This window comes from Stenotrophomonas maltophilia group sp. SKK55 (assembly GCF_057179845.1).
This window is the reverse complement of record NZ_JBXUHP010000059.1, coordinates 678067-699171: the sequence shown is the minus strand read 5'-3', so window position 1 is coordinate 699171 and position 21105 is coordinate 678067. Positions and strand designations below refer to the sequence as shown.

The following is a 21105-nucleotide window of genomic DNA, read 5'->3' as shown; positions in this document are numbered from 1 at the left end:
TCATCGGTGTAGCTACGACGGGTGATACGGGACATAAGGGACCTCCAAGTGCGATCAAAGTATCGCTTCTTGGCGTCCGCTGACGGGGGGCCAGATCATTCGGCCGCTTGCGAAGCAGTGCTTCGCAAGCAAAGCGCCCTCACCCTTGGGGGCTCGATGGCGCCTTGCTCGTGTGCGCAGTCCTGCGCACGCGGCAAGACCGGGGTTGGGCGTCCTGCCCAACCCGCCCGAGGCATGCCTCGGGCCCATGGCGCCAACGGTCCTGCCTGCCCACCCCGGCCCAGCCCTCCCGGCATTTCGGTGCCGGACGGAAAGAGCGTTGGGTTTCCAGGTGAAAAGAGGGGTCAGATCCGTTTTCCTGCGGAAAACGGATCTGACCCCGGAAGTAATGCGGCTCTTGCTCTTGCTCTTGCTCTTCCTTCTTCAACCCGGGGTGGACGCGCACGGAAAGTGTCCGTGGCCGGGAGGGTGGGTTGCGCAGGGGTGTCCGCGGCATGGATGCCGCGGCCAAGCCCCCAAGGACGGGTTAACGGCGTCCCCTGCGCAACCCACCCTCCCGGCCCAAACGAAGGAAATCCGCAGCGCTTCGCGACCCACCCCGAGGGGCTTCGCCGATGGCTGGATACCCGATACCCCGTAAACGAAAACGCCCCAGCACAGGGCCAGGGCGTTCTCGCAGATCAGGTCAGGCAGGCATCAGAATTCCTGCCAGTCCCCATCGGCCAGTTCGGTGGCCATCGGGCGACCACCCGCCGTGCGTCGGGCGGGCGGGGCAGCCGGAGCCGGTGCTGCCGGTGCAGCCGGACGCGGGGCCGGGGCAGCGGTGCGCGGCGGGGCAACCACGGTATCGGCTTCGTCCACCACGAAGATCGACACGGCCTCGCTGAGGTGACCGGCCTGTTCTTCCATCGCACGCGCGGCAGCAGTGGCTTCCTCCACCAGTGCGGCGTTCTGCTGGGTGGTCTCGTCCATCTGCACCACGGTCTGGTTGACCTGCTCGATGCCGGCGGACTGTTCCTGCGAGGCCGCGGAGATTTCGGCCATGATGTCGGTCACGCGCTGCACCGAGGCGACAATCTCGCCCATGGTGGCGCCAGCCTTGTGCACCAGCGCCGAACCGTCGTTGACCTTGCCGACCGAGTCGTCGATCAGGCCCTTGATTTCCTTGGCGGCGGCGGCCGAGCGCTGGGCGAGGGTGCGCACTTCGCTGGCAACCACGGCAAAGCCGCGGCCCTGTTCACCGGCACGCGCGGCTTCCACGGCGGCGTTCAGGGCCAGGATGTTGGTCTGGAACGCAATGCCGTCGATGACGCTGATGATCTCGGCGATCTTCTTCGACGAGGCTTCGATGGCGGACATGGTGGTGACCACCTGGCCGACGACCTCGCCACCCTGCGAGGCGACGCCATGCGCGCCGATGGCGAGCTGGTTGGCCTGGCGGGCGTGCTCGGCGTTCTGGCGCACGGTGGAGGTCAGTTCCTCCATCGAGGCCGCGGTTTCCTCCAGGTTGGCGGCCTGCTGCTCGGTACGGCGCGACAGGTCGCTGTTGCCCGAGGCGATCTCGCCGGCGGCCGAACTGATCGCGCGGCTGGATTGCTTGATGCGGGTGACGATCTCGCTCAGCTGCGCGGCGGTGGCGTTGGCATCGTCACGCATGCGCGCGAACACGCCCTGGTAGTCGCCGTGCATGCGCACGGTCAGGTCACCCTGCGACAGTGCCGCAAGCAGGCCGGAGATCTGTTCGATGCTGCCGGCGTTGGCGTCCAGCAGGCCGTTGATCTGCTGTGCCAGCTGCAGGAAGAAGCCTTCCTTGTCGGTGGCGTCAATGCGGCCGGACAGGTCGCCGGCGGCGGCCTGGGCGATCACGCGGGCCACTTCCGCTTCAACCTGCGCTTCCTGGGTACGGTCGCGCCATTCCACCACGTAGCCGACGGTGTCGCCGCCTTCATTGCGGATGGTCGACACCACCTGGGCGAACTGGGCATCGCCGTACTGCATCGGGCGACGCGCGACACCGTGCGCCTTCAGGTTGCCCAGCAGGGTCTGGTCCATCTCGCCACGGTGCTCGAGCACGGTGACCGGCTTGCCGATCAGTGAGGCCTGGGCGTCGAAGTCCGGCAGGTCGCGGCGCACTTCGTCCTGGTACTGGCTCAGGGTCTGCTGCAGGGCGCGGTTGCTGTAGACGATGGTGTTGCTGGTGTCGGTCAGGTACACGCCGGTCGAGCTGTAGTCCAGCGCGGTGCGGATGCGCAGGTTCTCGCGGGCGACGGCCTGGTCGGTTTCGATGCGCTCGCGCAGGTCGCGCTGCATGCGCTGCATGGCCTGCATCAGTTCGCCCACTTCGTCCTGGCGGCTGACGTCGATATGGCCATCGAGCTTGCCACCGGCGACGTCGTTGGCGACCGAGACGGCGCCACGCACGCTGCCGACCAGGGCGCGTGCGAACAGCCACACCAGCACCAGGCCGAGCGCGGCGCCGCCCAGCAGGGCGATCACGGTCAGCACGGCCGAGGCGGAATAGGTGGAAGCGGCCTCTTCGCGCGAGGCGCGGGCGAGGCGGTTGTCTTCGGCGATTAGCGCTTCCAGCGCCGATGCAGCCTTGCGGTGCTTGGTACGGGTTTCGCCGACGAAGGTATCGATGGCGTCGTCCGGCAGGTCCAGTTCCAGCATTTCGGTGACGCTGTCATAGGAAGCCAGGGCATCCTTCCATTCCTTGGCGAAGGTGTCGAACAGCTTCTTCTGTTGTGCGTTATCGACCAGCTTCGGATAGTCCTTGATCGACTTGTCCATGCTGGTGCGCAGGTCGACGGCGCGCTTGCGCGCATCGGCCTTGACGTCGTCGCTGGCGCGGATCAACTGCTGGTAGGCGGCATTGCGGTACTCGCCCAGCATGCCGCGCATCTCGCCGGCGAGGCGGATGCTTTCCATGCGTGAACCGGCCAGCTCGGTGGTGACGTTGTTCAGCGAATGCAGGCCGCGATAGGCGACGATGCCCTGCAGCAGCATCACCAGCAGGAGGACGCCGAAGGTCAGCAGCAGCTTCGGCATCAGTTTCAGGTTGTTGATCCACGGCATGGGCGTTGCGAGCTCCTAAGGCAGACGCGCCCGGGCATCGGGCCCGGTTGCAGCAGAAACCACGCCGGCACCAGGTCCGGCGTAGTTCGACGGACAGCGGATTACTTGATGTTGGCCAGCTTCAGCCCAGCCGGCGAGCTGACTTCGATTTCCGCGCGCGAGGCGTCGCGCTGGATCTTGCCGATCACGCAGACGGTCTTGCCTTCCAGGGTTTCCAGCGGGAAGGAGAACTTGCCGCGGTTCTCGCCGGCGATGCGGGCCGAGAAGGTGTGGCGCGGGAAGGCACCGCCCATGTACAGGAAGGTCGGCTGGCCTTCGGAACCTTCTGCGTAGCGGGCCTTTTCGACCTTGCCACAGACCATGCCGTCCTTGCCGACCGAACGCGGCGCCATTTCCGGCGGGATCATGTCGGCCGACTGGGCGAAAGCGGAGGTGGCGGTGGTGGCCAGGACAGCGGCCGAGACGAACGCAAACAGGGACTTCATCGAGGGTATCTCCGGGGATGGTAACGATCGGGCCGGTCCTGCGCGCTCCTGCGCGGCCGGCTTCTGTCCCCCTATCGGCACCGCCGAAGGGAACTGAAGGGTTTTGTGACTGGAACGTGAAGCAGTTCCGGTTGCTCAGGCGGCGACGTCTTCGGCGAGGCTGGCCTGGCCCATGTCGGCGCTGTCGAGCAGGGTCTCGATGTCCAGCAGGATCAGCATGCGATCGTCATGGGTACCGATGCCGGAGATGAAGCGGGTATCGACGGCGGCACCGAATTCCGGGGTCGGTCGGATCTGCTCGGCCGACAGCGGGATCACGTCGGAGACGCTGTCGACGACGATGCCGACCACGCGGTCGTCGACGTTCAGCACGATCATCACGGTGAAGGCGTCGTAGCGGGCGTTGTCCAGGCGCAGTTTCAGGCGCAGGTCGATCACCGGGACAATGGTGCCGCGCAGGTTGATCACGCCCTTGATGTAGTCCGGGGCATCCGGCACGCGGGTAACCGCATCATAGCCACGGATTTCCTGCACCTTGAGGATGTCCACGCCGTAGTGCTCGTCACCAAGCGTGAAGCTGAGGAATTCGCCACCGGTGCTGGCGGCGGAGCTGGTCTTGTCGTTCATCGAGGGGTCCTGGTTCTGCCGGAAGTCCCGGTGTCAGGCTCGATATCGGCCCCGCTGGGGGGGACTTTAGGTGCCCGGGGAAAGGCATCCACGCATGGCGTGGATCCACCGGAGATCGGTAGTGCCGGCCGCTGGCCGGCAATGGCCGTACCCGCATTGTCGCGACGTTGCCGGCCAGCGGCCGGCACTACCTGTTGGCCGGGCCTTAGAGCTCGCCGTTGCGGCGTGCCTTGCGTTGGCGGTCGATGCGGAAGATGTAGCGCTGGATGGCGCTGTCGGCGCCGCGCGGCAGGCTGTCGAAGCGCATGCCCACGCGCTTGACCTCGATGCCGTTGGGCTGGCGCTGGGGCAACAGGTTGCAGACCACCAGCGCGATGTCCAGGTCGGGGCCGTCCGGCAGCGACAGCTGCGCCGGATAGCGTTTCTGCAGACCAAATACCGCGCAGTCATTGGGCACCACCACGGCCAGGCCGCCACCGCTGATGTCCACCACCCGCATCGACAGCGCTTCGGCCCGCGCTTCGCCGGGGGGCAGCAGCAGCTGCGGTGAATCAGTGACCGGCGTCTCCAGCCGGTATAGTTCGCGGCGCTGCAGGTGCACCAGTTCGTCAGGCAGCGGCGCACGGAAGGCCACGTGGCCGTCGTTGTCCACGCGCTGCAGTTCGTGCAGGCGGAAGCGCACCAGCACCCGTTCGAGCTGGGCGAAGCACAGCAGGTGATCGGCCTGCTCGGCGGCGCGGTTGGAAGCTTCCTGCGGGCTGCCATCGAGCAGCAGGTAGTCCTCGTCTTCGTCGAGGTCGAGCAGCGCAGTGGGGAACGAACGGTCGCGGCCGTCGATGTGCGCGTTGATCAATGATCGCTGGTCGATCAGCGAGCGCAGCAGCTGCCGCAGCTGACGCGGGTTGCGGACCAGGAAGCGCTCGTCAGCGGCGTCGGCCGCGTGGACATCATGCACTGCAGTGTCGTTGCCGTCGGACATGGAATCTACGGTCAGGGGCGGGCGCCAGCACGCATTGGCGCGAGGCTCGATGGGGATATCGGCCTCTGCACCGGATTATGAAGTGGGATTTGCATCACTTTCTACGCGTAAGGGGTCAGATCCCTTTCCTGCGGGAAAGGGATCTGACCCCGTGGTTCTGTCAGAACTCCTGCCAGTCGCCGTCGGCTGCCAGTACCGGCTGCGCCGTCGAGCTGCGCAGGGGGCGCGCGGAAGCCGGCTTTGCCGAACGCGCGGCGGCTGCGACCTGGCGGGGTACCGGTGCCGCCAGCGGGCGTGCCGGAATGGCCGTCGTGCCGTGCGATGCCAGCCGGAAGCGGGCCACGGCTTCACCCAGCTGCACGGCCTGGTCCTCCATCGCACGTGCGGCAGCGGTGGCTTCCTCCACCAGCGCGGCGTTTTGCTGGGTGGTCTCGTCCATCTGCACCACGGTCTGGTTGACCTGCTCGATGCCCGCGCTCTGTTCCTGCGAGGCAGCGGAGATCTCGGCCATGATGTCGGTCACACGCTGCACCGAGGCGACGATCTCGCCCATGGTGCTGCCGGCCTGGTGCACCAGGCTGGAGCCTTCGGCGACCTTGCCGACCGAGTCGTCGATCAGGCCCTTGATTTCCTTGGCGGCAGCGGCCGAGCGCTGGGCGAGGGTGCGTACTTCGCTGGCGACCACGGCGAAGCCACGACCCTGTTCACCGGCACGCGCGGCTTCCACGGCGGCATTCAGTGCCAGGATATTGGTCTGGAACGCGATGCCGTCGATGACGCTGATGATCTCGGCGATCTTCTTCGACGAGGCTTCGATGGCGGACATGGTGGTGACCACCTGGCCGACCACTTCACCGCCCTGCGAGGCGACGCCATGCGCGCCGATGGCGAGCTGGTTGGCCTGGCGGGCGTGCTCGGCGTTCTGGCGCACGGTGGAGGTCAGTTCCTCCATCGAGGCCGCGGTTTCCTCGAGGTTGGCGGCCTGCTGCTCGGTGCGGCGTGACAGGTCGCTGTTGCCCGAGGCGATCTCGCCGGCGGCCAGGGTGATGCTGGAGGCGCTGGCCTGGATCTGGCCGACGATCTGGGTCAGCTGCGCGACCGTGGTGTTGGCATCATCCCGCATGCGGGCGAACACGCCATTGAACTGGCCTTCCATGCGTGCGGTCAGGTCGCCGGTGGCGATCGACTGCAGCAGCTGCGAGAGCTGGCCGAGGTTGCCGTCAGCCACCTGCATCATGGTGTTGAGGTGCTCGATCATCAGCTTGAAGTCGTGCTGGAACCGCTGTACGTCGCCGCGCTGGCTGAAGTCACCGGCGGCGGCCGCCGCAGCCAGGTGCTGGATCTGCGAATTGATGGCCAGCAGGCTGGCCTTGGCCGCGTCCATGGATTCGTGCAGGATCGCGCGGCTGCCGGGCAGGCGGCGTGCATCCGGGCTCAGATTGCCGATGGCGTACTGGTTGAGTACTTCAATGGCATCGACGATCGCATCGAGGTGCTCGAAGATCACCGTGTTGATGCCGTTGGCCAGCTGGCCGTAGACACCCGGGAAATCTTCCGGGATGCGATGGCTGATGTCCGGGCCAGCGTGCATCTGTGCCATCAGCTGTGTCTGCTCGCTGAAGCGTCGCAGCATCGCCGTCATCTCGGCGGTGGCAGCGAGCATCCTGCCGGCTTCATCCTTGCTGGTGGCCTGGGTGCTGACGCTGAGATCACCGCGGGCAACGGCCTGGATGGCATGCACGGCCTTGCCGAGTGGGCCGGTCACTGCACGCGAGATGACGATGGCCAGCGCGGCAGCGACCAGCGACAGCAGCACGATGCAGCCGATGATGGCAATCATGCTGGTGCGGTGGGTGGCGTTGGCGTCGGCGATCTTGCGGTCCATCTGGCCGGCGATGTGGGCTCCCAGTGCCTTCATCGCAGCGAACAGGTCGCGGCGCGCCGGGCGTGACTGTTCGTCGGAGATCTGCTGCGCCAGGGCGCCGTCACCGGCGGTCACGGCGTCGCGCATCGCCTTGTTGGCGGCGAAGTAGCGGTCGAGCTGTGCGCTGGCTGCGCGATACAGTTCACGCTCCTTGTCCAGCGCCGACAGCGCCGCGTACGCCGCCAGCTCGTCATGCACGGCCTTGGCGGTATCGTCCATGCGCTTGTTGTAGTCGGCGACCTTCTCCGGCTGGTCGAGCATGCTCAGCTGGGCCAGTTCGTAGGTGCGGAACTCGCCCAGCTGCGAACGTGCCTCGCCCAGGTGCTGGACCGAAGGGATATCGTTGCCGGCCATGTCGCGCAGCTGCGCGTTGGCCTCGGACAGGCGGATCAAGGCAAAGGCACCCAGTACGACGGTCATCAGGGTGGTGAGGGTGAACCCCACGGCCAGCTTGCGGGCGATGGGCAGATCTTGGAACCACTTCATGCAGGGTGCTCCAGGTGGGCAGAGTGCCGGCGTCTGTGCGCCGGTTTGGGGGTGGTTGCAGAGCGAACGGGGGTGCCCGGTGGGGTTCGGTGACGACCGTCAAGGCGAAATAACGGCGCCGTCCGCGCGGACTTTATGGACGCAGATCACATTCGGTTGCGTAGGGATGACGGCACGAAAGTGCTGGTCTGGCGGGGCTTGCGCTCGGATGAGGTGGTTGCGCGCGAAACCATCGCCTCGACGGAGTTCACAGAAGGGATCTGACCCCGGCTGGAATGGAGCACACAAACAAAAACCGCCGCCCCGAAGGGCGGCGGTCCATGACCCGCATGCGGCGTGGATCAGGCGGCCTGCGGCATCCGCAGCGAGCGCACCAGTCCGCCGATGTCAACGATCAACGCGACGCGGCCGTCGCCAAGGATGGTTGCACCGGACACTCCGCCGATACGGCGGTAGTTGTTCTCGATGTTCTTCACCACCACCTGCTGCTGGCCGACCAGTTCGTCCACTTCCAGCGCGATTTTCTGGCCATCGCCTTCCACCACCACCACCAGCGATTCGCTGCCCGGTGCGCGGTTGCCGTAGCCGTAGTACTCGCTCAACGACAGGATCGGCAGGTACTCGCCGCGCACGCGCAGCACGCGGCCTTCGCCGGCCATGCTGCGGATATCCTCGGGCTGCGGCTGCAATGCCTCAAGCACGTAGGCCAGCGGCAGGATCAGGGTTTCGCCGGCCACGGCCACAGTCATGCCATCGAGGATGGCCAGGGTCAGCGGCAGGCGGATCAGCGTGCGGGTGCCGGTACCGAGGCTGCTTTCGATCTGCACCTCGCCACCCAGTGCCTGGATGTTGCGGCGGACCACGTCCATGCCGACGCCACGCCCGGACAGGTCGGTGACCGCATCGGCGGTGGAGAAGCCGGGCTGGAAGATCAGGTCCCAGACCTGCGAATCGGTCGGGTTGTCCGGCACGGCCAGGCCGCGTTCGTGGGCCTTGGCGAGGATCTTGGCGCGGTCCAGGCCACGGCCATCGTCGCTGACTTCGATGACGATATGGCCACCCTGATGCGAGGCCGCCAGCGTGATCGTGCCGGTCTCATCCTTGCCTGCACCGCGACGTACGTCGGGCATTTCCAGGCCGTGGTCGATCGAGTTGCGCACCAGGTGCACCAGCGGATCGGCGATCTTTTCGATCAGGCCCTTGTCCAGTTCGGTGCCTTCGCCGACGGTGCGCAGGCGCACCTGCTTGCCGAGGCGGCTGGACAGGTCGCGGACCAGGCGCGGGAAGCGGCGGAACACCGCGTCAACCGGCAGCATGCGCACGCCGATCACCGCTTCCTGCAGGTCGCGGGTGTTGCGTTCAAGCTGGTCCAGCCCGGCGAACAGGCTCTCGGCGTGGACCGGGTCCAGCGCATGCGAGACCTGCTTGAGCATGGCCTGGGTGATGACCAGCTCGCCGACCAGGTTGATCAGCGCATCGACCTTGTCGACGCTGACGCGGATCGAGGTTTCCGCTTCCTGGCTGGCACCACCGCTGGCGGCAGGCGCGGCAGGTGCAGACGGTGCCGCTGCGACCGGAGCGGGAGCCGCGGCGGCCGGCGCCTGGGTGGCCAGGCTCGGCGGCGCGGCGGGACGGATGTCCAGCTCGCAATCGTCCAGCACCCAGGCGAAGGTGTCTTCGATCTTGCTGCGCGGCACCTTGCCGACCAGGCCCAGATCCCACGCAAGATGGGCTTCGAGCGGATCAAGCTGGGCGAAGCCCGGCAGGCGTTCCATGCGCGCAGCGACCTGCAGCGAACCGAGGTGTTCCAGTTCGCGGATGATGCGCAATGGATCGTTGCCGCTCATGAACAGCGACGGCGCCGGGGTGAAGCCGATCTGCCAGGCTTCCGGCGTATCGTCCACCTTGGCTGCCGCGGCCGCCGGGGCGCTCGCTGCGGCCTGGCCGGAAAGAACCGCTTCCAGGCGTGCCTTCACCGCAGCGACTGCAGCCGGATCGGCAGCCTGGCCGTGTTCGGCTTCGCGCAGCAGGGCGCGCAGCACGTCCACCGAGGACAGCATGGCGTCGACGGCGTGGCCTTCCAGGGCCCGCTTGCCGGCGCGCAGCTCATCAAGCAGCGTCTCCAGCACGTGGGTCAGGCCGGCGATCGCGTCGAAGCCGAAGGTGCCGGCGCCGCCCTTGATCGAGTGGGCGGCGCGGAACACCGAATTGATGATCTCCGCGTCCTGCTGCCCCGATTCCAGGGCCAGCAGGCCAGCCTCCATCGCATCGAGGCCTTCGCGGCTCTCCTCGAAGAAGGTGGCGTGGAAGCGTTGCAGGTCCATGCTCATGGCAGTGGTGATCCGGAAGCGAAGAGGGGGAGCGGTGCCGGGCGATCAGCCCAGCACTTTCTGCACGGTGGCGACCAGCTGTTCGGGATTGAACGGCTTGACCAGCCAGCCGGTGGCACCGGCGGCCTTGCCTTCGGACTTCTTGTCGGCGGCCGATTCGGTGGTCAGCATCAGCAGCGGGGTGAACTTGTAGTCCGGCAGCTGGCGCAGTTCGCGGATCAGCGCGATGCCGTCCATGTTCGGCATGTTGACGTCGGTCACCACCGCATTGAAGCGCTGGCCCTTGGCGCGACCGAGCGCGACCGCGCCGTCTTCAGCTTCTTCGACGGCAAAACCGGCCGAGGTGAGGGCGAAGGACACCATCTGGCGCATCGACGCCGAATCGTCCACCACCAAGATACGTGCGCTCATGCAGCGTTCTCCACAGATTTCAGGTTGTCATGGGTTACGTCCAGGCCCAGGGCCTGGGTGACGCCCAGCAGGCGCGCGGCGTCACTGAAGGTTGCAGTGCAACCGTGGAAGCCGGTGCCCAGGCCTGCCTCGCGGCGGGCCTGCACGAACGCACACAGCACCTGCACGGCGGCCGTGTGGATGCGGGCGACCTGGCTGGCATCCAGGGTCAGCTCGCCAGCCTGCTCCACGAGGGGGGCGAGGCGGTTCTTGAGCTCGGTAGTGCTCTCGATGCCGAGATCCCCACCCAGTTCGACAGTGCTCATCGTTGCTCCGGACAAACGGTTCCGTGATCCATAACGGCACCCCGGTGGGGTTCTTTAGAAGAATCGACGCGGTACGTCGATGCGGTCGCTGTCTGAAAGGGGACGGAGGGGATCAAGTCGCAAGCGACCTGGCTCTACTGCAGTCCCCTCGGCAACGGTGACCGCGCAGTGGGGACGTAAGGTGTTGATCCAACGGATCAACTCCTTGCGTCCCCGACAGGCACCGCTTCGGTGCAAAGCGCCGAGCCACTTGCGACTTAATCCCCTCCGTCCCCTTTTTCCTGGTGGCTCAGCTCAACAGCCGGGTGGCGTCGAGCAGGATCATCGGGCGCTGGCTGACCCGGGCCACGCCGCGGAACAGGTCGTTTGAGATCTGGCAGATGCGCGCGGTATCCGGCGGTTCGATCTGCGAATCGGTGAGGTTGGCGACATCTTCGACCGCTGATACGCGCAGGCCGATGGTCTCGCCGTCCTCCTCCAGGACCACGATGCGGGTCTGCGCGTCGTCCTCGGCGGCGGCGGCGCCCAGGTGCAAGCCCAGATCCATCACCGGTACCACCTGGCCGCGCAGGTTCATGATGCCGAGCATGGCCGCTGCAGTGCCACGCAGCGGCAGCAGGGGCACCGGCAGCACCACTTCCTGCACCTTCAGCAGTTCCAGCGCATAGGCCTGGGTGCCGCACCGAAGGCGCAGCCAGCGCGAAGTGCGTTCGCCGGCGCGTCGGTTCTGCGGGTGCGGGCTGCGGGCCGGTTGGTGGGCCTGCGCCTGCAGCTCCTGCCAGGTGCCGGGACGGTTGCCTGCCGGGGCATCGACGGCGACGCGCGGCGGCGGAGTGGCGGTGCGCGCCGCCGGGGCCGGGGCTGCAGGTGCAACCGTCGGGGCCACCGGTGCTGCGACCACGGCGGGCGGTGGCGTGGCTACGTCTTCGCCACCGGCGGCCGCCTCGAACGCGGCCTGCAGGCCGGGGCTGTCGGTGTGGGCGAGGCGATGGCTGTCGGCCGGATCGGTCTCGTAGATCACCTCGTCCGGCAGGTCGTCCCAGGTAGGTTCCGGACCGGCGTTTGCAACGACGGCGGGTGCCGGCGCGGTTTCGTGGATGACTTCCTCAGGCAGGTCATCCCAGGTCGGCTCGCGTTCGGAAACCGCTTCTCCCGCCGGACCCGGCCCAGCGCTAGCGGAGGCGGCAGCGCTCTCGAAGGCCGCTTCCAGCACCGCGTCGTCCGGGCTTGGCGCGGCGGCGACGGATTCTGTTTCGTAGATCACCTCGGCGGGCAGGTCATCCCAGGTGGGTTCGCGCGTGGGTGGAGCGGCGCTCTCGAAGGCGGCTTCCAGCGCAGCGCTGTCCCCGCTCGGCGCGGCGGCGATGGTTTCGGTTTCGTAGATCACTTCGGCCGGCAGGTCGTCCCAGGTCGGTTCGCGTTCGGCGACTGCTTCGATCGCCGGGTTTGGCCCGGCGCCAGCCGGCGACAGCTCGGCAGGGGGCGGCGCGACAATGGCCTCCCCCAGCAGTTCGTCCAGGTAATCATCGAGGATGCCGGTGCTGTTCATGCGGCCTGCTCCAGCGCGCGGGCATCCTCGCCGAGGATCCAGTTCAGCGCACGGCGGTAGGCGGCCAGGCCACGGCCCGGGTAGTCCTCGCCGGTGCTCGGCAGGGTCAGCCCGGCGGCGTTGCTGATGCGGGTATCGATCGGAATGGCGTCTTCCCACACGCGGTTGCCGTGGCGATCCTGCATGGTGCGCAGCGACTCGTTGCCGGCGCGGGTGCGGCGGTCGAACAGGGTCGGCAGGATCGAGATCGGCAGCGGGCGGCGGCGCGAGCGCTCGACCATCTCGCCGGTGCGGACCATGCCATCCAGGCCGTGCAGGGCCAGTGGCTCGGCCTGGGTGGGAATGATGAGACGGTCCGCTGCGGCCAGCGCATTGATCATCAGCAGGCCGAGGGTCGGTGCGCAGTCCAGCAGGATGTAGTCGTGCTGGCCCTGGTGGCGCGCCAGCGCGTTCTGCAGGGCCAGGCCGAGGCCGGGCTGGTTGGCGCTGCGGCGTTCCAGCGTGGCCAGCGCCGACTGTGCGCAGACGTAGTCCAGGCCATGGATGTTGCTGGCATGGCACAGGCCGGACAGGTCCGCTGGCGGTGTGCCGAACAGTTCCAGTACGCCGGCCGGCGGCGGGTCCACCGGCACGCCGAAGGCGCGGCTGAGCGAGGCATGCGGATCGAGGTCGATCAGCAGCACGCGATGGCCGAGCGCGGCCAGGCCGCGGCCGAGGGCGAGGGTGGTGGTGGTCTTGCCGACTCCGCCCTTCTGGTTGGCGATTGCCCAGATGCGCATCGGTTTACTCCTTCATTGCCGGGGGAACGGCGGCGCCGACGCGGCTGCCAGCCGGCACCGGCGGCAACTTCACCGGTGCGATGGGGGAGGTGGGGGCGCTGGCCGGAGTTGCGGCGGCCTGTTCGGTGACGGTGCTGTCGGTGGCGCCGGTGGCTGCGTTCAGGCGCTGGCCGAGCGGATCCACCGAGTGCGACGTGTCGGCCAGGATGATGACCATCACCCGGCGGTTGCGGTTGCGGCCCTGCGCGCTGTCGTTCTCTTCGCGCGGGCGGAACTGGCCATAGCCGACCATCGCCAGCCGTGACGGCTGCACGCCCTGGTCGGCGAACAGGTGCACTACGCTGGCGGCGCGCCCGGCCGACAGTTCCCAGTTCGACGGGAAAGTGGCGGTGGCGATCGGCACGTTGTCGGTGTGGCCTTCCACGCGCACGCTGTTGGGCACGTCGCGCAGCACCTCGGCCAGGCTGGCCAGGGTCTGCCGCGCATGCACGTCCAGCGCGGCCGAGCCGGTGGGGAACAGGATGTCGCTGTTGATCTCGACTTCGATCCACAGTTCGGTGCGGCGCACGCTGATCATGCCGCGGTCGATCAGCGGTGCGAGCGCGGCGGTGAGGCGGTCGGCGATGCTGTTGAGCTGTCGCTCGGCGCGCGCGATCTGCTCCTGGTTGTGCACTGACACCGGCATGCGCATCTGCGAAGCCATCGAGGGCAGCAGGGTCGGGTCGTGCGAAGGTGCCGGCGCGGACGGGCCGATCTTGGTGCCGGACTTGATCACCGAGGGGCTGTCCCAGCCGCCGCCCTGCACCTGCTTGTTGCCCACCTGCACCGGGTTGATGGTGCGCGGTGCGCCACCGAAGGCATCGGTGAGCGCGTCGGCCATGATCCGGTACTTGCCCTCGTTCACCGAGGAGATTGCATACATGACCACGAAGAAGGCGAGCAGCAGCGTCATCAGGTCGGCATAGGGGATCGCCCATGCTTCGTGGTTGGCGTGCTCTTCGTGGTGCTTGCGGCGGGCCATGTCAGTGCAGGAAGCCGGAGAGGTTGGTTTCGATGTTGCGCGGGTTCTCGCCCTGGGCGATCGAGATCAGGCCTTCGATGACCATCTCGCGGTCGCGCGTGTTGTGCGAGATCACACTCTTGAGCTTGGCGGCGATCGGCAGGAACAGCAGGTTGGCCGAAGCGATGCCATAGATGGTGGCGGTGAACGCGGCGGCGATGCCGTGGCCGAGCTTGCTCGGGTCGGCCAGGTTCTTCATCACTGCGATCAGGCCCAGCACGGCACCGATGATGCCCAGCGTCGGTGCATAGATGCCCATTGCTTCGAACACCTTCGCGCCGGCCTGGTCCTGGTGCTCCTGGCTGCCCAGTTCGATTTCCAGCATGTGCCGCATCGATTCGGGCTCGACGCCGTCCACCAGCAGCTGCAGGCCCTTGCGCAGGAACGGGTCCTGCTGTGCTTCCACCTGCGATTCCAGACCCAGCAGGCCCTGGCGGCGGGCGATGTTGCTCCACTCGACGATCTGCTGGATCAGCTCGCGGCGGTCGCTGTGCGGTGGACGCACGACCCAGCGCACGATGCTGAACGCATGCTTGAACACCGCCGGCGAGGTGTGCAGCAGGATCGCAGCGACGGTGCCGACGATGACGATCACGAACGCCGCAGGCGACCACAGCGACGCGAGGCCGGCGCCCTTGAGGATGCTGCCGCCGACCAGCGAGGCCAGGGCGAGAAAGAGTCCAATGAGGCTGAGTCTATCCATGGATCCGGTATCGGCTTGTATGAATGGGACTTGAGACACCGGTACGGGCTACTGGTGCGACTTCACGGTTTTACGGGTTCAGCAAGCGGGGTCAGTCGTGCGGGCTGCGCAGGCCGTCCACATCCAGGATCAGCGCCATGCGACCATCGCCGATCAGGGTTGCACCGGCGTAACCGCGCAGGCCGCGCAGTGCTTTCGGCAGTGGCTTGATGACCACTTCCTCGCGCCCGCGCACCTGGTCCACGACCAGGCCGAAGCGCGCTTCGCCGGCCTGCAGCACCACGATGGTCAGCAGGGTCGAGGCGGCCGGCGTCACATCCAGCCACTGGCGCAGATCGACCAGCGGCAGCGTATGCGAACGACGGTCGAGCACGGCGCGGCCATCGAACCAGCCCAGCGAGGTGCGCGGCGCGTGCAGCACTTCCATCACGCGCGCCAGCGGCAGTGCATAGACGTCCTCGCCGGCCTGCACCAGCAGGGTCGGCAGGATCGCCAGGGTGAGCGGCACGCGGATCAGGAAGCGGCTGCCACGGCCCAGCTCGGACTGGATCTGGATCTGGCCACTCAGTTCGCGGATGCGCGACTGCACCACATCCATGCCAACGCCACGGCCGGAGATATCCGTGACCTGCTGCTTGGTCGAGAAGCCGGGCAGGAACACCAGGTGCAGGCACTCCTCGCTGCTCAGCCGCGCGGCAGCTTCCGGATCGATCAGGCCCTTCTCACGCGCCTTCGCGCGCAGCTTCTCCGGATCGATGCCGGCACCGTCGTCCTGCACTTCAATGCTGACGTAGTCGCCCTCCTGCTGGGCCGACAGGCGTACATGGCCCATCCGCGGCTTGCCCTGTGCTTCGCGCAGATCGGGCATTTCCACGCCATGGTCGATGGCGTTGCGGACCAGGTGCACCAGCGGGTCGGCCAGCGCTTCGACCAGGTTGCGGTCGAGCTCGGTCTCGGCGCCGATCAGCTCCAGGTCCACTTCCTTCTTCAGCGAGCGGGCAACGTCTCGGGCGACCTTGGGGAAGCGCGAGAAGACCTTGCCCACCGGCTGCATGCGGGTACGCATCACCGCCGACTGCAGGCGCGCGGTGGCGATGTCCAGGGTCGACACGGCGCGGTCCAGTTCCTCGTCGCGCAGGCGCGCACGCAGGGTCTTGAGCCGGTTGCGTGACAGCACCAGTTCGCCGATCAGATTGACGATCGCGTCCAGGCGCTTGGTGTCCACGCGCACGGTATGTTCGGCTTCGGCCAGCGGCTTGGCGGCCGGCTTGGTCGCCGCTGCCGGTGCGGGTGCGGCCGGTGCGGCCAGTGGGCGTGATGCCGCAATCGGTGCGGGCGCTGCGGCAGCGATGGGCTTGGCGCCGGGTGCGGCGCCACCGTGCAGCTGGTCGAGCAGGGCTTCGAACTCGTCTTCGCTGATCAGGCCGTCGTCAGCCTTCTTTGCCGGCGCGACCGCAGTCGGCGCGTTAGCACCGTGCAGCTGGTCGAGCAGGGCCTCGAATTCGTCGTCGGTGATCAGGTCGCCGCTACCGGCCGCCGCTACGGCGGTCGGGGCGGCCGGCGCGGCGGCGCTTCCGTGCATGTCGAACTGGGCGATCAGCTCCGGCGGCGCATAGCCCGGCTCGGTGCCGGAGGAAACTGCATCCAGCATCGCTTGCAGGTAGTCCAGCGATTGCTGGGCGGCATCGAAGTGATGGGCCTGCAGCACGGCCTGGCCCGCGCGCGCGATGCCCAGCGCTTCTTCGGCGGCGTGGCACAGCTCGACCATGGCGGTGACGCCGAGGAAGCCGGCGCCGCCCTTGAGCGTGTGGTAGCCCCGGAACACCGCGTTGAGCTGCTCGGTGTCCTGTGGTGCCTGCTCCAGCGACACCAGCTGTTCGCCCAGGCGATCCAGGATTTCCTGCGCCTCGATGATGAAATCGGCAGTGATGTCGTCGGATACCGCGCTCATGCTTACAGCCCCAGGTCCGACAGCAGGTCGTCGGCGTCGTTCTGCGAGACCGCGTGGCGGTCCAGTCCCTTCAGTGCCGGCCCGGCCAGTTCCGGATCGGTGCGATGCTGTTCCGGCGGCAGGCCGAGCGCGCCGAAGCCCTCGTGCACGCGGCGGACGATGCCGACCACGCGACGGATGATCTGCCCGGTCAGGTCCTGGTAGCTCTGGGTCAGGGCGATCTCGGTGAGGTTGTGGCGGATGCGCTCGAGCTGCGCATCCTGGCCCGGCTGCAGGCCTTCGGCGCGCAGCTGTTCGGTCAGGCTGCGGCATTCCTCGGCCAGGTCCAGGGTGCGGTGCGTCGCCTGTTCGGTCATCGCCACCACGTGGTCCAGGCGTGCGCAGGCATCGTCCAGTTCGCCGGCCTCGCTGGGTACGGTCGGCAGTTCACCCAGGGCCTGCCCGAGCTCGCGGGCCAGCCGCGAGAGGCCGCTCATCATCGGCTGCGTGCGCAGCGCGACCAGCCCGTCGATGCGTTGCCGCCAGGCGGTTTCGTCACCGGACTCCAGTGCGTCCAGTGCTTCCTGCAGGCGCAGGGCGAGGGCATTCTTGTCGACCGTGGTGTCCATCAGGCGCTGGCCGCCAGGCGTTCGAAGATCTTGCCGAGCTTCTCTTCCAGCGTCTGCGCGGTGAACGGCTTGATGATGTAGCCGTTCACGCCGTTCTGGGCCGCTTCGATGATCTGCTCGCGCTTGGCTTCGGCGGTGACCATCAGCACCGGCAGGGTCTTCAGCTTGGCATCGGCACGGATCGCCTTGAGCAGCTCGATGCCGGTCATGACCGGCATGTTCCAGTCGGTGACCACGAAATCGAACGGCTGGCTCTGCAGCAGCGACAGCGCGGCATGCCCGTCCTCGGCTTCGGCGGTGTTGGTGAAGCCCAGATCGCCCAGCAGGTTCTTGACGATGCGACGCATGGTCGAGAAGTCGTCCACGATCAGGATGCGCATGTTCTTGTTCAAAGCAGAGTTCCTTTGTTGTTCATTCCGGGCGGCCGGGGGCAGCTGCCTCGGGGATGTTCATTCTTCGAGGCCGGCGTCGACGGCCTCGAATACCTTCAGCCGGCCGCGCAGGCGCAGCACGGCCTGGCCGTGGATCTGGCAGACCCGCGACTCGCTCACGCCGAGCACCGCGCCGATCTCCTTCAGGTTGAGTTCCTGCTCGTAGTAGAGCGAGAGCACCAGCTGTTCGCGCTCGGGCAGATGGCCGATGGCCTTGCCCAGCTCGCGGCCGAACTCGCTGCGCTCCAGCACCTGCTGCGGGGTCGGGCCACCCTGGGCGACCGTGTCCAGCTCGCCCTGGTCCTCGATGCGCGACTCCAGGCTCAGCACCTGGCCACGCGCGGCGTCTTCCATCAGGCGCAGGTACTCGGGCAGTGGCATCTCCATCGCGGCGGCCACTTCGGTGGCGCTGGCGGCGCGGCCGCTGCTCTGTTCCAGGCGGCGGATGGTGGCCGCAGCATCGCGTGCACGGCGGTGCACCGAACGCGGCACCCAGTCGCCACGGCGGATCTCGTCGATCATCGAGCCGCGGATGCGGATCGAGGCGTAGGTCTCGAATGAGGCGCCCTGGTCGGCGTCGTAGCTGCGCGAGGCTTCGATCAGGCCCATCATGCCGGCCTGGATCAGATCATCGACTTCGACGCTGGCCGGCAGGCGCGCGGCCAGATGGTGGGCGATGCGCCGCACCAGGTCCGAGTGCTGGGCGATGACGTCGTTGGCCGCCGAGCGCTGGACTTCCCTGTATTGGGCCGCGCCTTTCATGCCGCCACCCCGCGCTGCTTGAGGATGCGTTCGAGGAAGAACTCCACGCCGCCGCGCGGTTCGGTGGGCGCCTGCCAGCGGGCTGTGCGGCGCGCGATCTCGGTGATGGCCAGTGCGGACGGGCTGGACGGGTAGGCCTTCACCACCGGCTGCTGGCGCTGCACCGACAGGCGCAGCCAGTCATCCTGCGGCACGCAGCCCAGGTAGTTCAGCGAGACATCGGCGAGGAACTTCTCGCAGACGCGGGTCAGCTTCTCGTACAGTACGCGGCCCTCGTTGGGGTCGCGCACCATGTTGGCCACCACCTGGACGCGGTCCACGCCACGTTCGCGCGAGAGCACCTTGATCAGCGCGTAGGCGTCGGTGATTGAAGCCGGCTCGTCACAGACCACCACCACGGTGTCCTGCGCGGCCTGGCAGAAGGTCAGCACGCCGTCGGTGATGCCTGCGGCGGTGTCCACCACCATGATGTCCAGCTCGCGTTCCAGCTCGGAGAACACGTTGACCAGGCCGACGTGCTCGGCCGGGGCCAGCTCGGCCATGTGCCGGCGGCCGGACGCGGCCGGGACCACCAGCACGCCGTTCGGGCCTTCAACGATGACGTCGTCCAGCGAGCAGCGGCCGGCAACCAGGTCGGCCAGCGTATAGGTGGGGTTCAAGCCCAGGATCACGTCGATGTTGGCCAGGCCGAGGTCGGCGTCCAGCAGCAGCGTGCGCTTGCCCATGCCGGCCAGCGCCACGGCCAGGTTGGCCGACACGTTGGTCTTGCCCACGCCGCCCTTGCCGCCGGTCACTGCGATGGTGCGCACAGGGCCGAGCGGCTCGCTGCGGGTGGCCGACAGCGGGAAGGTCTTGGTCAGCTTGGCGTACTCACGCGACGGCATGGTTCAACTCCGGGTTGCAGGGCATATCGGCCGCTCGGCGCAAATCTTCAAGGCGAAGTACGAGATTGGCCGCACTGGCCCGGTGCAGGTCGTCCGGAACGTCCTGGCCGTCGGTCACCCAGGTGATCGGCAGGGCGTGGTCCACGGCCACCGACAGGGCGTTGCCGAAGCGGCCGGTTTCGTCCAGCTTGCTCAGCACCAGGCCCTGCAGGTTGGCGGCACCGAAGCGGCGGACCACCTCGTCCATGTCGCCGAAGCTGGTGTTGGCCGGCAGCACCAGCAGGGTGCGCACCTGGCGCGCGGCGCGCAGCCACTGCAGCTGGGCGGCCAGCGCGCGGTCGCGCGGGCCCAGCCCGGCGGTGTCGATCAGTACCAGCTTGTAGTCCTTCAGGCGTTCCAGCAGCTGGTCCAGGTCGGTGCCGCTGTTGGCCTCGTGGACGGCTATGCCGAGCTGCCGGCCGTAGCCATACAGCTGCTCGCGGGCGCCGATGCGGGTGGTGTCGGTGGTGACCAGAGCGACGTCACGCGGTGCGTGCTTCTCGGCGAACCGCGAGGCCAGCTTGGCGATGGTGGTGGTCTTGCCGGCGCCGGTCGGGCCCACCAGCGCGATCACGCCGCCTTCCTCCAGCGGGTCGACCGGGGCAATCGGCAGCTTGCGCGAGATCAGCCCCAGCATCAGGCCGCGGCCTCGGTGCGCCTCGGTCTCCAGCGGGATCTGCATGGCGACGTCGCGGGCCAGGCCAGCATCGAAGCCGTACTCGTCCATCAGGTCCAGCGCGGTGGCGCGCACCGGGCAGCCGCGCAGGCGCTCGTCGGTGAAGCGGTTCATTTCGCGCTCGATCACCTGGCGCATGCCGGCCACTTCCTGGCGCAGCTGGCGGATCTCGGCGTCGTCCTGGGCGACCACGGTCAGCACCGGGGCTGGGGCGAGTGTCGGCGTCGGCGCGGCTTCGACGGTGGCATCGGCCAACGCCGGTTCGCTGGCGGCGACCTCCGGCTGCGTTTCAGACAGGGCTGCGGTCGGCAGCGGCGGCGGCTGCACCGCCGGCGCCACGCTTTCGTGATGTGCCTGGTGCGGCGGATCGATCTGGAAACGGGCGCGGTTGGCCGGCGCGACGACGGCCGGTGCCGGCGCCGGAGCGACGATGGCCTCGGCGAACGGGGCGAAGATCTGGTCCGGCAGTGCCGGTTCATTGACGGCGGCGCGTGCCAGCGTGGCGGCAAAGCCGGTGCTGCCGCGGGTCGGCACGATCTCGTCGGCGCTGTCGAGGGTGCGGCCGGTAGCGCCCACTGCTGCACGGGCGAGGGCGGCCACCGCCGAGGTGGTGGCGGCAACCGGTTCCGGTGCCGGGGGGCTGCTGCGGCGGCGGGTGACGGCGGCGATCACCGCGTCGGCGGCGGTGCGCGGCTTGGGTGCCGGCGGCGGTGCAACGTCACGGCGCGAGGCTTCCAGTGCACGCTGTACCGCGCTCTCGTCGTAGTTGGCGGCGGCGACGATCTCGATGCCTTCCTCGATCCGGCGGTTGGACAGGATCACGGCGTCAGGACCATGCTCCTTGCGCACCAGGTTCATGGCCGAGCGCATGTCGGCGGCGACGAATCGTTTGATTTTCATGCTGTGGTCACGAGGCGAAGACGGCGGGGTGGCGGTCGGGGAACTCGGGTGGTCGGTGGTCTGCACGGTGCGGGTTCCCCTTGGTGTCTGTCTGTTGCGTTGGTTCGAAAGTGGTGTCTGTTTTCTGGCGCATCGGCGGGC

General features: G+C 67.8%; 18 protein-coding genes. All 18 read right to left on the bottom strand.

Going from position 1 to position 21105, the window contains the following annotated elements:
* Nucleotides 1-696: 696 nt before the first annotated feature.
* Nucleotides 697-3075, bottom strand: a complete 2379-nt coding sequence (locus AC2A1N_RS21345) for a methyl-accepting chemotaxis protein (RefSeq protein ID WP_154350720.1) — start codon at nt 3073-3075, stop codon at nt 697-699.
* 101 nt (nt 3076-3176) lie between these two features.
* Nucleotides 3177-3560, bottom strand: a complete 384-nt coding sequence (locus AC2A1N_RS21340; protein ID WP_061480764.1) for a hypothetical protein — start codon at nt 3558-3560, stop codon at nt 3177-3179.
* A gap of 135 nt (nt 3561-3695) precedes the next feature.
* On the bottom strand, nt 3696-4187 hold the full coding sequence (locus tag AC2A1N_RS21335; protein WP_134969444.1) for a chemotaxis protein CheW: 492 nt from the start codon (nt 4185-4187) through the stop codon (nt 3696-3698).
* Between the two features lie 205 nt (nt 4188-4392).
* Nucleotides 4393-5166, bottom strand: a complete 774-nt coding sequence (locus AC2A1N_RS21330; RefSeq protein ID WP_061480762.1) for a flagellar brake protein — start codon at nt 5164-5166, stop codon at nt 4393-4395.
* Nucleotides 5167-5326: 160 nt separating this feature from the next.
* Nucleotides 5327-7576, bottom strand: coding sequence for a methyl-accepting chemotaxis protein (locus tag AC2A1N_RS21325; protein WP_484373411.1), 2250 nt, complete (start codon nt 7574-7576; stop codon nt 5327-5329).
* A gap of 341 nt (nt 7577-7917) precedes the next feature.
* Nucleotides 7918-9906: a chemotaxis protein CheA gene (locus AC2A1N_RS21320; protein WP_134971682.1), complete on the bottom strand. Its 1989-nt coding sequence runs from the start codon at nt 9904-9906 to the stop codon at nt 7918-7920.
* 45 nt (nt 9907-9951) lie between these two features.
* On the bottom strand, nt 9952-10317 hold the full coding sequence (locus tag AC2A1N_RS21315; RefSeq protein ID WP_005409521.1) for a response regulator: 366 nt from the start codon (nt 10315-10317) through the stop codon (nt 9952-9954).
* Nucleotides 10314-10622: an STAS domain-containing protein gene (locus tag AC2A1N_RS21310; protein WP_061478730.1), complete on the bottom strand. Its 309-nt coding sequence runs from the start codon at nt 10620-10622 to the stop codon at nt 10314-10316. The genes AC2A1N_RS21315 and AC2A1N_RS21310 overlap by 4 nt, the downstream gene beginning before the upstream one ends.
* A gap of 289 nt (nt 10623-10911) precedes the next feature.
* Entirely contained in the window at nt 10912-12171 is a 1260-nt protein-coding gene (locus tag AC2A1N_RS21305; protein ID WP_484373409.1) for a chemotaxis protein CheW, read from the bottom strand.
* Nucleotides 12168-12950, bottom strand: a complete 783-nt coding sequence (locus tag AC2A1N_RS21300; protein WP_484373407.1) for a ParA family protein — start codon at nt 12948-12950, stop codon at nt 12168-12170. Before AC2A1N_RS21300 ends, AC2A1N_RS21305 begins: the two co-directional genes overlap by 4 nt.
* A 4-nt stretch (nt 12951-12954) precedes the next feature.
* A complete protein-coding gene (gene motD / locus AC2A1N_RS21295) occupies nt 12955-13971 on the bottom strand; it encodes a flagellar motor protein MotD (protein ID WP_061478727.1) in 1017 nt (338 codons plus the stop codon).
* A 1-nt stretch (nt 13972) separates the two neighbouring features.
* Nucleotides 13973-14713 carry a flagellar motor protein gene (locus tag AC2A1N_RS21290; protein WP_049413360.1) on the bottom strand — a complete coding sequence of 247 codons (741 nt, stop codon included), beginning with the start codon at nt 14711-14713 and terminating at the stop codon, nt 13973-13975.
* 91 nt (nt 14714-14804) lie between these two features.
* Nucleotides 14805-16664, bottom strand: coding sequence for a chemotaxis protein CheA (locus tag AC2A1N_RS21285; protein WP_231352707.1), 1860 nt, complete (start codon nt 16662-16664; stop codon nt 14805-14807).
* A gap of 2 nt (nt 16665-16666) precedes the next feature.
* Nucleotides 16667-17272 carry a protein phosphatase CheZ gene (locus AC2A1N_RS21280; protein WP_032129220.1) on the bottom strand — a complete coding sequence of 202 codons (606 nt, stop codon included), beginning with the start codon at nt 17270-17272 and terminating at the stop codon, nt 16667-16669.
* Nucleotides 17272-17664: a chemotaxis response regulator CheY gene (cheY, locus tag AC2A1N_RS21275; RefSeq protein ID WP_005413247.1), complete on the bottom strand. Its 393-nt coding sequence runs from the start codon at nt 17662-17664 to the stop codon at nt 17272-17274. Before cheY ends, AC2A1N_RS21280 begins: the two co-directional genes overlap by 1 nt.
* 57 nt (nt 17665-17721) lie before the next feature.
* A complete protein-coding gene (locus AC2A1N_RS21270; protein WP_053498623.1) occupies nt 17722-18465 on the bottom strand; it encodes an RNA polymerase sigma factor FliA in 744 nt (247 codons plus the stop codon).
* Nucleotides 18462-19349 carry a MinD/ParA family ATP-binding protein gene (locus tag AC2A1N_RS21265; RefSeq protein WP_072166952.1) on the bottom strand — a complete coding sequence of 296 codons (888 nt, stop codon included), beginning with the start codon at nt 19347-19349 and terminating at the stop codon, nt 18462-18464. The genes AC2A1N_RS21270 and AC2A1N_RS21265 overlap by 4 nt, the downstream gene beginning before the upstream one ends.
* On the bottom strand, nt 19336-20964 hold the full coding sequence (gene flhF, locus AC2A1N_RS21260; protein WP_484373404.1) for a flagellar biosynthesis GTPase FlhF: 1629 nt from the start codon (nt 20962-20964) through the stop codon (nt 19336-19338). Before flhF ends, AC2A1N_RS21265 begins: the two co-directional genes overlap by 14 nt.
* Nucleotides 20965-21105: the final 141 nt, after the last annotated feature.

Excerpts from the sequence above, each read along its gene's own strand:
- flhF (WP_484373404.1), bottom strand. The coding sequence starts at position 20,964 with ATGAAAATCAAACGATTCGTCGCCGCCGACATGCGCTCGGCCATGAAC.
- AC2A1N_RS21315 (WP_005409521.1), bottom strand. The coding sequence starts at position 10,317 with ATGAGCGCACGTATCTTGGTGGTGGACGATTCGGCGTCGATGCGCCAG.
- motD (WP_061478727.1), bottom strand. The coding sequence starts at position 13,971 with ATGGCCCGCCGCAAGCACCACGAAGAGCACGCCAACCACGAAGCATGG.
- AC2A1N_RS21310 (WP_061478730.1), bottom strand. The coding sequence starts at position 10,622 with ATGAGCACTGTCGAACTGGGTGGGGATCTCGGCATCGAGAGCACTACC.
- AC2A1N_RS21300 (WP_484373407.1), bottom strand. The coding sequence starts at position 12,950 with ATGCGCATCTGGGCAATCGCCAACCAGAAGGGCGGAGTCGGCAAGACC.
- AC2A1N_RS21335 (WP_134969444.1), bottom strand. The coding sequence starts at position 4,187 with ATGAACGACAAGACCAGCTCCGCCGCCAGCACCGGTGGCGAATTCCTC.
- AC2A1N_RS21325 (WP_484373411.1), bottom strand. The coding sequence starts at position 7,576 with ATGAAGTGGTTCCAAGATCTGCCCATCGCCCGCAAGCTGGCCGTGGGG.
- AC2A1N_RS21265 (WP_072166952.1), bottom strand. The coding sequence starts at position 19,349 with ATGCCGTCGCGTGAGTACGCCAAGCTGACCAAGACCTTCCCGCTGTCG.
- AC2A1N_RS21305 (WP_484373409.1), bottom strand. The coding sequence starts at position 12,171 with ATGAACAGCACCGGCATCCTCGATGATTACCTGGACGAACTGCTGGGG.
- AC2A1N_RS21270 (WP_053498623.1), bottom strand. The coding sequence starts at position 18,465 with ATGAAAGGCGCGGCCCAATACAGGGAAGTCCAGCGCTCGGCGGCCAAC.
- AC2A1N_RS21345 (WP_154350720.1), bottom strand. The coding sequence starts at position 3,075 with ATGCCGTGGATCAACAACCTGAAACTGATGCCGAAGCTGCTGCTGACC.
- AC2A1N_RS21280 (WP_032129220.1), bottom strand. The coding sequence starts at position 17,272 with ATGGACACCACGGTCGACAAGAATGCCCTCGCCCTGCGCCTGCAGGAA.
- AC2A1N_RS21340 (WP_061480764.1), bottom strand. The coding sequence starts at position 3,560 with ATGAAGTCCCTGTTTGCGTTCGTCTCGGCCGCTGTCCTGGCCACCACC.
- AC2A1N_RS21290 (WP_049413360.1), bottom strand. The coding sequence starts at position 14,713 with ATGGATAGACTCAGCCTCATTGGACTCTTTCTCGCCCTGGCCTCGCTG.
- AC2A1N_RS21285 (WP_231352707.1), bottom strand. The coding sequence starts at position 16,664 with ATGAGCGCGGTATCCGACGACATCACTGCCGATTTCATCATCGAGGCG.
- AC2A1N_RS21330 (WP_061480762.1), bottom strand. The coding sequence starts at position 5,166 with ATGTCCGACGGCAACGACACTGCAGTGCATGATGTCCACGCGGCCGAC.
- AC2A1N_RS21320 (WP_134971682.1), bottom strand. The coding sequence starts at position 9,906 with ATGAGCATGGACCTGCAACGCTTCCACGCCACCTTCTTCGAGGAGAGC.